Annotated in this window: 1 protein-coding gene (only partly in view); it reads left to right on the forward strand. The window is 72.2% G+C overall.

Features of this window, described 5'->3' with window-relative positions; translation table 11 throughout:
- A protein-coding gene (locus ACFC1K_RS02265; RefSeq protein ID WP_375870249.1) for a Calx-beta domain-containing protein crosses the window boundary here: on the forward strand, window positions 1-12,253 show its 5' portion. The gene runs 15,668 nt beyond the window's last position; only the first 12,253 of its 27,921 coding nucleotides appear in the window; its start codon is at window positions 1-3; its stop codon lies off the right edge, out of view.

Raw genomic sequence — 12,253 nt, forward strand, 5'->3', positions numbered from 1 at the left:
ATGTCCCGCGCGCGCTCCGCAGCGGTCGCCGCCACCGTCTCGCTCTCGATGGCGATCACCCCGCTCATGGTCCCTCCTGCGGCCGTCGCCGACGAGTTCGCACTCCGCTCCGCCGCGCCCGTCGGCTCCTCCTCCGTGATCCCTGACCTCACTCCCGCCGACATCGACGCGGTGCTTCCAGCCGCCCTGCAGATGTGGGGCGAGACCGGCCTCGCGGGCGCCGTCGTCCGCATCGGCGACGTCAGCGGCGACCGGCTCGCGGTCACGTCGGGCCGCACGATCACGATCGACACGGATGCTGCGGGCCGCGGCTGGTTCGTCGACAGCACCCCGTCCACCTCGAGCGAGTTCACGCAGCGCTCGGGCGACGTCGCACGAGCCTCGGACTCCAGCCCGGCGGCGGGACGCTTCGACCTGCAGACGGTGCTCGCGCACGAGATCGGGCACCTGCTCGGCCGCGCCGACCTGGACCGCGCCGACGCGATCATGCACGAGAGCCTCCGGCCCGGCGAGCGGCACCTCACGCGCGGCGTCGACGCCGGTGCCCGGGTCGGCGTGCTCCGTGCGCTGGCCGCCGGTGCGGAGCTGCCGCTGACCGCGGCGACCGACGCGGTGACCGGCGACCCCGCCGCGACCGACCCGGGCGCGACCGAGCCGGCGGCGCCTCCGGTGGCCGAACCCGCCCCTGCCCCGGCGGAAGCGCCGGCCGCGGAACCGGCGCTCGTCGTGGACCCGGCAGCGGCTGCCCCCGCGGCGACGACCGACCCGGCCGCCGAGTCCGTCGCGACACCCGCGGCCGATGACCCCGCGACCGCCGACGTGGCGGCCGAAGACCCGACAGCGGCGCAGCCGGCCACCCCCGAGGCATCCCTCACCGTCACCGCGCTGGCCACCGCCACCCCGTGGTCGATCTCGATCGCGGGCACCGTCACGGTCACGGTCGACGGCGCGGACCTCGTGATCGGGTCGGAGCGTCGGGCGCTCGACACGATCAGCGCCCTCGCGATCGTCGGCTCGAGCGGCGACGACACCGTCGTGTTCACCGCGGCGGCGCTCGCGGCGCTCGCCGGCATCGGGATCACGTTCGACGGCGGCGCGGGAAGCGACACCGTCACCGGCCCCGCCGGCAGCGTGCAGTGGACCCTCACCGGAGCCGGGGCCGGCGTGCTCACGGCCGGTGCGGCCTCCGTCGCCTTCACCGGCGCGGAGCGCCTGCAGGGCACCGGCACCGACACCCTTGCGGGCGGCGCTGCCGACACACAGTGGGTGATCGACGGGCCGGGCACCGGATTCACGGGTGACATCTCGTTCAGCGGCATCGACACCGTGGTCGGCGGCTCGGGTGCCGACGCGTTCGCGATGCGCAGCACCGGCTCGATCGGCTCGATCGCGGGCGGCGGCGGCGCGAACACGCTCGTCGGCCCCGACGTCGCGAACACCTGGACCGTGTCGGGAGCGGATGCCGGAACCCTCGGTACGACGCCGTTCACCGGTATCGGCACCCTCGTAGGCGGCAATGCCGACGACACTTTCAAGGTCTTGGCAGGCGGCGCGCTCTCGGGCGGCGTCGAAGGCGGTGCGGTCGCAGACGCTGCGGCGGCGCCCGTCGACGTGCTCGACTTCTCGGCCCGCGGCGGCCAGATCGTCGCCATCCTCGCCGGCGGCGCGGTCGACATCGCGACCGCGTTCTCCGCCGCCACCGCGGGGGCGCCCGCGGCCGGGACGGTGCGGCTCAACACCCCGGATCAGAACCAGGCGACCCAGGTCGTGATCAGCACCACGGACGCGGCGGGGGCGTCGGTCGCGGCATCCATCGATCGCATCGACACGTCGCAGAGCGGCGGCCAGCTGCTGATCTCGGGTGTGGACGACCCGTCGGCCTGGATCCTGTTCCGGGTGCTCGGGATCTCGGCGCCGGGCCTGCCGGGTGAGTCGCGCACCGTGAGCGTGCAGGTCATCGCGGCCAGTGCCGCGTCGCCGTTCGCCGGAGGCATCGACGTGACGCTGTCGTACGTCCCGCCCGTCAACGTGGTCGTCGGCTTCGGCACCTTCTCGGGCATCGACGAGCTGGTGGGTTCCGCGAGCGGCTCCGACTCGATCCGCGGTCCCCCCGACGCGAGCGTGCGCTGGACGGTCGACGGCGCGAACTCCGGCACGGTCGCCGGCATCGCCTTCTCGTCCATCGAGAACCTCGTGGGCACCGCGAACAACGCCGACGTGTTCGACGTCGTCGGCACCGGCTCCATCGGCTCGGTCGCCGGCGGCAGCGGCGGCACCGACATCCTGGTCATCTCCTGCGTCGTCCTGTGCGGAAGCATCAGCGGCGCGCTCTACAACGTCACCGGAACGGATGCTGCGGGCACCGCGTCGCTCTATGGCCGGGTGATCGCCTACACCGGCCTCGACACGCAGACCCCCTTCCTCACCGTCGGCGGCGACACGGTGCGCATCACCGGCACCCCGTCGAACGACACCATCACCATCTCGGCGCACCCCACCGACCCGAACCGGATGCGCGTCGACTACGGCTCGCACGGCTGGTACGACCCGATCACCCAAGTCGTGACCACCGTGATCGAATTCGCGGTGCCGAGCGCCTCGCTCGTGGTCGAGGGGCTCGACGGCGCCGACACCATCGTCGTCACCGGCCTCGCGGCCGGCTGGGCGAGCGAGGCCACGTTCGTCGTCTACGGCAACCGCCGGCTCAGCGACGACATGCCGATCTTCGTCGACGACCCCGAGGCCGACAGCGTCACCTTCACGGGGGACGTCTCGACCAACGACGGCGTGATGGAGATCTACGCCGCGCACATCACCGTGAACGCGAACGTCGCGATCGACACCGGGGCCGGCTGGGTCACCTTCCGCGCCCGGCAGATCGGCAGCGCGTTCGCCGAGAACCTCTCACCCGTCTACGCGACCGACCGGAACGTGTCGATCACGATCGGCGACGGCGCGACCATCCACGCGACGGGCATCTTCTTCATCGCGCAGGCCGAGGACCGCAGCCTCGCCGAGTACCTCGGCGTCGCGCGCGAGGTCGGCAGCTACGTGCTCGACCCGCTCACGGGCCTCCTCGGCAGCATCATCGCCCTCCCGGTCAAGCTGCTCCTCAAGAAGTCGACCGCCACGATCACGATCGGCGTCGGCGCCCAGCTCATCGGCGACGACACCGTCGGCATGTACGCCACGGCGGCGGCCGTCGCGAGCGGCACCGCGCGCGGCAGCCTCGTGAGCGCCGGCTTCGTGCAGGCCACGGCGACCGCCACGGTGATCGTCAAGAAGGACGCGCTCATCACGAGCACCGCCGCGATCGTGATCACGGCCACCGCCAACGCGAGTGCCTCGCTCAGCAGCTCGACCGAACGCGAGATCAAGAGTCTCGCGAACCCGGGCGGCACGCAGGTGGCCATCGCCGTGGCGGTGAGCAACGCGGTCGCGAACTCGCACATCGACGTCGCCGTGGGCGCCGTGATCGAGGCCGGCAAGACCGCCAACCTCGTCGCCGGCGGAGCGGTCGAGTCCGAGGCCGAGGCCGAGTCGGGCATGTACGCCGACGGATCGGCCGGACTCGCCTTCGCCATCGAGCTGTCGAAGGCAGACATCACCACCGTCGTGAACGGCACGGTCATCGCCCACATGACCCCGTGCGAGGACCTCGCGGGCGTACTCACCGGCTGCTCGACCGTGAAGATCGAGATCGACCCGCTCGTCACGAACATCAAGGACGTCGGGTACGTCGACTACGCGTACGACCGCATCCACGTGGGCATGCACGGCCTCGTCACCGAAGACACCGTCACCTACAGCCCGCGCCGTGGGAGCAACATCGGCGGGCTCGTCGAGGGACGCACCTACTTCGTCGTGTGGATGGCCGATGACCCGACCACCCTCGACCTCAACGAATCGGAATTCATCGCGCTGGCCTCGTCGGAGCAGGCCGCGGTGCGCGCCGCGACCTGCAGCGCCGACGGCGACGACCACGCGGCGTATCTCGCGTACCTCGTGTGCCTGCAGCAGTTCACCGTCGACCTCACGCAGGCAGGGTTCCCCGCGACGACGAACAACACGCGCGACTTCACCGCGGCCGACGTCGACACCGGCGCCAACACGGTGACGCTGCACTGGACCGGCGGTGTGTTCAACACGTTCGAGCTCGGCCAGGCGGTGGTGTACCACCAGAAGGGCGGCGCGAAGATCGACGGCCTCGTCGACGGCGCCACGTACTACGTCGTCGCGAGCACCAACCAGACCAACCTGCAGGGCAACACGCGCTTCGCCGACGCGCAGGTGATCGGGCTCGCCGAGACCGAGAACGAGGCCCGCGGCGGCGTTCTCATCGACATCGGCCCGGCGCAGGCGGGCGGCTACTCCTTCGCCGCCAAGCACGTGCTCGACACCGGCTTCGCGACGGGCGTCGGCATCCTCGCCAAGCTCGAGGCGAAGGACTCCTCCAGCGCGGCTGCCGGCCTCGCCGACACCGGCCACCCGGTGACGTGGTGGGCCCTGCTCAAAGAGTCCTTCTCCGGCAACTTCGTCAACCAGCTGTTCGATGCTGCGGCGTTCGCGTTCGGCGCGCACGCTCCGGCCGCCGGACTGGGGTCGCCGCCGCCACTGGCCGTCGCCGGGGCGCTGGCGGTCATCGACGCAGATCACCACGTCGAGACGACGATCGGGTCCACGGCCGTCGTGAAGTCGGGCGAAGACCTCGAGATCAAGGCGACGATCGCGCAGCGCTACACGATCAGCGCGAACAGCAGCATCGAGCCGCAGACGGACGCCGCCGGCGGCCTGGCCGGGTCGAGCGCCGACACGGCCATCAGCGTCGCGGTGTCCGTCGCGAACTTCGACAACACGGCGATCGCCACCGTGAAGACCGGGGCGAAGGTCGACGGGCTGCGCGCCACGCGCGTGATCTCCGACGTGAGCTACCCGTTCCTGGTGCGGTTCGACGAGTACATCCCGCTGTCGTGGAGCGAGTTCATCGACCGCCTGCGCAGCGAGGGTCCCGACGCGGTGCTCAAGTACCTCAACACCACCCTCGGGCTCCAGGGCATGTTCAACGCGTGGACGACCTCCACCGCGACCGCCGACAAGATCGCGCTCGCCGGTTCGCTCGCGGTGCTGGTGCTCACCAACATCTCGACGGCGACCGTGCAGGGCGGCGCCTGGATCAACCAGGACGCGAAGTGGCGCTCGACCGACGCCGCCGACCCCGAGGCCATCAACGCGACGCACATCAACAACACCGGCGAGCAGACGGTGTCGGTCGAGGCGACGAACTACCAGCAGCTGCTGTCGATGACCGGCAACTTCTCGCTTCCCGACCTCGATCTCGACACCGCCGACGTGAAGGTCAAGGAGCGGCTCGAGACGCCGTCCGTGAGCGGGGGCGGCAAGAAGGGCGGCGCGGGAGGCGCGTTCCTCATCTTCGTGCAGGACAACACCACGCACGCGATCGTGCAGGACGGCGCGCGCATCTTCAGCGGCGCCGACGGCGGCTTCAACATGAAAGCCGAAGAGGCGCTGTTCCACATCGATCTCGTGCAGTCCGGCAGCAATGGCGGCGCATTCACGATCTCAGGCTCGGTCGCCTACATCGGCCAGCGCAGCGACACGCTGGTGCAGCTCGGTGCGAACGCCCTGGTGACCGGTCGTGACGTGCGCCTGTATGCGGGCGACCTGATGACCCAGGTCACGTGGGTCGGCGCGGTCGCGTTCGGCACCGGGCTCGGTGTCGGGTTCTCCCTGGCGATCAACGACCTGCACCGCACGACCAAGGCCGTGATCGGGAATCCGGATGCCTCGGCCACCAGCACTGCGACGGCCCGGCCGAACGCGAACATCGCGGTGACCGGCGTCGTCGACGTGCTGGCGAAGCTCGATGGCGACCTGTGGGCCTTCACGGTGGCGGGTGCCTTCTCCGGACCCGCAGCGCCCCAGCCCACGCCGCCCGCGGGCGCATCGCCCAAGGCGCTGCAGCTCCTCGGCGGCAACGCCCAGCCCGCGACGCAGTCGCAGGCTGCCGTCGCCGCGGCGATCGCGGTGAACGTCGTGGTCGACACGACGCAGGCGTCGATCGCCGACGCGGGGCATCTCACCGCGGGAAGCGTCACCGTCACCGCGCTCGACGACTTCTGGCAGCGGGCGATCACCGGCGGCGCCGCGCTCGTGGCGGGCGCCAAGACGAACGCCGCGGCGCTCGCCGGCGCGCTCAGCGTGAACCTCATCGATGCGACGACCCGGGCCTTCATCGTCGCCACCGACCTCACCACGACCGACGGATCGCTCGTCGTGCAGGCCACCCGCACCGGTGACCTGATCAGCGTCTCGGCCGGCATGGCCGCGGCGGCCGGCACCGAGTCGGTCTCGGTCGCGGGCTCCTTCTCGTTCAACACCGTCTACGGCACCACCGAGGCTGTCGTGCAGAACGTGCGCGGCGTCATCGCGTCCGACGTGGTGGTCGCCGGCCGCGACGGCACGCGCATCGTCGCCGTCGGCGGCGGCATCGGGTTCGGCGGTGCGGTCGGCATCGGACTGGGCCTGGCGCTCAACCTGCTCGGCACCGAGGCGCGACCCCTCATCTCGAGCGCGCGCATCTCGGGCTCGACGCTCACGATCGGCGGCAAGGTGCTGTCGGTCACCGCGAAGAGCCTCAACGACGACACCGGTCAGCGCATCTACGCGATCGGCGCCGGGGTCGGCCTCGCCGCCGACGCCCAGGCGCACATCGGCGGCGCCTTCCAATTCGCGGTCAACCTGCTCGTCTACCGCACGATCGCCGAGATCACCCGCAGCACGATCCTCCGAGCGACGAGTTCCACGAACACGCTCGACGTCACGGTCGCGGCCACCGACGACTCGGGCATCGTCGCCCTGGGCGGCGCGATCGCGGTCACGACCGGAAGCGCGATCGGCGCCGCCGTCGGGTACAACGAGATCCAGGGAGACGTCGAAGCGCGACTCGACGACGTCGACCTCACCACCAACGGCAAGGTCACGGTCGAGGCGACCTCGAAGGCCGAGATCGGCGGTGTCGCGGTCGGCGTCACGGCCTCGGCGTCCACCGGCAACAGCATCGCCGCGTCGGGCTCGCTCCTCATCAACATCATCGACAACCGGATCATCGCCGAGATCGTCGACACCGTGTCGTCGTCGCCGATCGGCGCCTCGGTCATCGACGCGCAGGGCCCGGTGTCGGTGACGGCGACGGATGCCTCGGTCATCGTGTCGCTCTCCGGCGGCGTCGCGCTCGCGACCAGCGGCCCCGCCGTCGGCGCGGCCATCAGCTACAACCTCATCTCGGACGTCATCTCGGCGCGCATCGACGGGGTGTCGGTCTTCGCGCGGGGCGCAGCATCCGACATCACCGTCGCCGCACGCTCGACGGCCACGCTCGTCGCGATCGCGGTGGGCGGGGCGCTCGCCGGCGACAACGGCTTCGCGATCGGCGGATCCGTCACCGTCAATTCGATCGCCAACACCCTCACCGCCGTCGTCGCGCACAGCCCGGCGGTGCAGGCCGGCCGCGACGTGCTCGTCACGGCGGCCGAGTCGGTGACGCTCATCGTGATCGCGGGCGGTGTCGGCATCGCGTTCGGCGGGGTCGCGGTCGGCGCATCGTTCGCGTACAACTTCATCGGCGGCAGCTTCGACCCGGCCAACCCCGACCACACCAACAGCGACACCGCCACCGTCGACGGCGAGCTCGACCAGATCATCGCCGCGATCGACGACGCGCAGGTCACGGCAGGTCGCAACATCGTCGTGACGGCGGGCTATCTGCCGGCGAACACCGGGGTGCCCAGCTCCGTGTCCCTCGACACCGGCACGGGCAGCGCGCTCGTCATCGGCATCCCGGGCGACCCGAGCACCGAGGGCAGCCCCGCCTTCACGTCGACGATCGTCAGCGTCACGGTGGGCGCCGCCGGCGGCAACGACCTCGCGGTGGGCGGCTCGATCTCGATCAACGTGATCATGCACGACATCGTCGCGCGCATCACGGGCAGCCGGCCCGTCACTGCGGGCGGCAGCATCCTGGTCGCCGCAGCGGACGACCTCACCGCCGTGGCCGTCGCGGGCGGCATCGCCGTCGGCGACAACGCCGCAGGCGTGGCGGTGCCGCTGCAGATCGACGTGAGCACCGTGCGCGCCTCCATCGGCGACCGCGCGGTCGTGGACGCCCGCGGCAATGCGACCCTCGCAGTGCCGGACGGCCGCGGTCAGACCGTGATCCGTCGCGGCGTCGCGGTCGTGGCCACCGCGACCGAGGACGTCGTCACGGTCGGCATCGGGCTCGCGGGCGCCGGCGAGGTCGCGGGTGCCGGCGGCGGAGCGGTCACCGTCATCGACCGCGAGACCCACGCGTGGATCGGCGCGGGCGCCCGCGTGAACACGACGGCCGGCCCCGAGAACATCGGGCAGGACGTGTTCGTCCTCGCCTCCGACCGCACCGTGCACGTCACGGCGGCCGGTGCGGCGGCGGGATCCGGCAGCGTGGGCATCGGCGCGGGGCTCACCGTCGGCGTGCTCACCAAGGACACGCAGGCATGGATCGGCGCCGGCGCCGAGGTGCAGGCGCAGGCAGACGTGCGGGTGATCGCCGTCTCGACCGAGCTCGTCGTGGGAGTCGCGATCGCCGGGGCCGTGAGCGGCGACGTCGCGGTCGCGGGGACGGTCGGGGTGTACGTCATCGACGTCACCACGAAGGCCACGATCGCCGGGACCCCGGCGGCGGTGACCCCGACGACGGTGCGGGCGGACGGGAGCGTGCAGGTCGCAGCATCCTCCGCTCTGCGGGTCGAAGTGGTCTCGGGCAACCTCGCGGTCGGCATCGAGATCGGCGGCGTCGGCGGCGCGCTCGTCGTGCCGGTTGTGACCAAGACGACGGAGGCCGTGATCGGTTCGCGCGCGGTGGTCGTCGGCCGGGCCCTCCGCCCCGGCGTCACGGTCGAGGACGGACTGTCGGAGCTGCTCGCGGCGAACGCCTGCAACGGGGGCACGCGCGACCCGCACCAGGTGACAGCGCCGTGCCTCACCAACCAGGACGTCGGGTACGACCAGTCCCAGCACGGCAGCGACACCTCGCAGAACCCGCTCACCTCGCCGCAGCTCACCCAGGACCGCACCGTCAGGGAGAACGCGCGCCCCGGCTTCACCGGCGTCGCCGTCACCGCACTGAGCCACGACGACATCGGCATGTACGGCATCGGGGCGTCGGGCGGCCTGTTCTTCGGCGTCCAGATCTCGGCCCTCGTGCACGTCCTGAACGCCACGACAAACGCCGAGGTCGACGACCTCGCGCAGCTCTCCTCCGGCGGCGACGTGCTCGTCATCGCCGCCGACGACTACCAGCTGCTCGGCATCGCCGGCGGAGCGTCGGGCGGCGGGGTCGCCGCGACCCCCGGCATCCAGGTGGCCGTCGTCACCGCCCAGACCACCGCACGCATCGGCAAGAACGCGGTGGTGACCGCGGCAGGCGACGTGATCGTCCGCGCCGACGCGAACGAGGAGACGCTCGTCATCGTCGTGGCCATGGGGGTCGGCGCCGTCGGGTTCGGCGGCGCGGTCGGCGTGCTCTTCCTCGACTCCACGACGTGGGCCTCGATCGATGACGGGGCCGCGGTCACGGCGGGCGGCAGCGTGCTGGTCGCCGCGTTCGACGCCACCGACATCGACCTCATCACGATCGGCGCCGGCATCGGCGCGGGCGGAGCGGGCGCCGGAGCGGGCGTCGGTGTGACGGTGCTCACCAAGTCGACACGGGCCTGGATCGGCGCCGCCACCGTCGACGCCTCCGGCAACGGTGCGGCCATCGACGTCCACGACGGCACGCTCGCCGGCGATGGGGCCTTCGGGCACACCACCGCGACCGGCGTCATCGTCACCGCCGTCAGCCGCGAGGACGTCGTGTCGGTCGCGGTCGCCGCCGGCGCCGGGTTCTCCGCCGGCATCGCCGGAGCGGTGACCGTCGAGGTGATCAACGCCGACACGCGGGCGTACATCGCGGGCGGCGCGCGCATCAACACCGCCACCCCGAACGCCTCCGCCACGCAGGACGTGCGCGTCGTCGCCGTCGACGATCTCACGGTGCTGGTCATCGCCGGCGGACTCGCGATCGGCATGATCGGGCTCGCAGGCGGCGTCGACGTCGGCGTCGTGAACAGCGACACCACCGCGTGGATCGCGGGCAGCGACGTGCGGGCCGGGCGCGACATCGCCGTGGCCGCCCTCGCCGACCGCTACATCCGCACCTTCGCGCTGAGCGCCGCAGGCGGTGCCGCCGCGCTCGGGGCGGCGATCTCGGTGTGGGTCATCGCCGGCGACCTCGTGGGCACGTACGGCTACGCCGACCAGGACGAGAACGGCAACGCGACGAACCCGACGTACGACGCGCTGGGCGCGAAGGGCGCCGGCCAGACGCTGACCAACGCCGACACCCTCATCGGCGGCGGATCCGCCTCGACCGAGATCGGCAAGGTCGGCGGCGCCGGTCACGGCCGCGCGAACGCGGGAGTGCTGCAGGATGCCGCGAGCTCGGCGAACGGCTCGCTCGGCGCGGCATCCCCCGCGGGCGTGATCGCCGGGTCGCGCACGGCACCTCCCCAGGAGGCGGACATCCCGGCGGGAACGGCGGCGTTCGTCGGCCGGGGCGCCACGCTCAGCGCCGGCCACGACATCCGCATCGACGCCCGCAGCCGTCTCGACTTCACGCAGGTGACCGGCGGCTTCGGGTTCGGCGCCTTCGGCGGCGGTGTCTCGGTGTCGGTGGCGACGGTGAACGAGAACGTCTCGGCCTTCGTCGGCTCGGGGGCGACCCTCACCGCCGCCCACGACGTCGCGATCGCCGCGAACCTGCGCGACGAGCTGGACGTGCTCGCGATCACGACGGGGCTCTCGCTCCTCGTCGGGATCGGCGTGACCGTGGCGGTCGTCTACGACGGCGGAACCGCGGCCGCGTACCTCGAAGACGGGGCCGTCACCGGCGCGACGATCCTCGCCGGCGGTGCCGTGACCCTCACCGCGGGCAAGCAGTTCCTGCTCACGATCTCGGCGTATGCGATCGGCAGCTCCTTCATCGTCGGTGTCGGCGCGGGTGCAGGCATCGTCGTCGTCACCGACGGCGGCGGCGCCACCGCCTACCTCGGAACGAACTCGCACGTGGGCCGGCCCGGCAGCTCCGTCGGATCGGTGTCGGTCTCGGCGACCCACACGGCGAGCGTCCACGAATTCGCGAACGCCTCGGTCAACGTGCTCGCGCTCGGAAACGGCGGCGCGGGGGTGGGCATCGCCGCCGGCGTCCTGGTCATCACGATCGGTGCTTCGGCCGCCTCGGTCGCGTCGGCGGAGGTGCGTCGCGGCACGCTGATCTATGCGACCGGCACGGTGCGGGTCGCCTCCACGTTCACCCCGACGGTCGTCGCGCACGCCGCAGGGGGCGCCGGTGGCCTGGTGATCGCCGTCGGCGCGGTGGTCGTGCACATCACGATCGCAGGGCTCGTGCTCGCGGCCGTCCGCGACGCGGTGCGGATCGAGGCGGGTTCGCTCGAGATCGCCGCCTCCGACACCGTCGATGCGACGGCAGAGCTCGTCGCCGTCGCGATCGGCATCTTCGGCGGATCCGGTGCCCGCGTCGACGTCGACGTCGACGTCGACACCCACGCGCTCCTCGGCTCGGCCGCCGGCGCCACCACGACTCTCGCGACGGGGGGCTCGATCTCGCTCCTGGCCACATCGTCGCGCACCCTCTCGGCGTACTCGCACGGCGGTGCCGGCGGCGCGGCGGCGGTCAGCTTCCTGATCGCGAGCGCGAACCAGACGGGCTCGACCGAGGCCGGCATCCTCGGCAACACCGCCATCCTGCGGGCTCTCGGCGTGACCGTCACGGCCGACCTGCTCTCGGCGACCAGCACGGCGACCGTCGTCGTCGGCTCGGGCGGTCTCATCGGAGTGCGCGGCACCGAGGCCGCCGCCACCACCAAGCCGGTCGTGAAGGCGTGGATCGGCGACGGCGTCGTGATCGGCGACTTCAGCGTCGCGTCCGCGCCGGTGCCCATCACCGGCGGCGTCACCGTCACCGCCCGCGCACGCGCCGAGGCCGACGCGACCGGCAACGCCTACGGCGGCGGCGGGGTCGATGTCGGCGTCCCGTACGCGCACGCGGCGATCGGCCCGGACCTCGACGCGTACATCGGCACCGCGGGGGCCATCACCCGCACGGTGATCCACGCCGGCGGCACGGTGCGTGTGGAAG

This window comes from Microbacterium sp. NPDC056057, assembly GCF_042266945.1.
Lineage (GTDB): Bacteria > Actinomycetota > Actinomycetes > Actinomycetales > Microbacteriaceae > Microbacterium > Microbacterium trichothecenolyticum_C.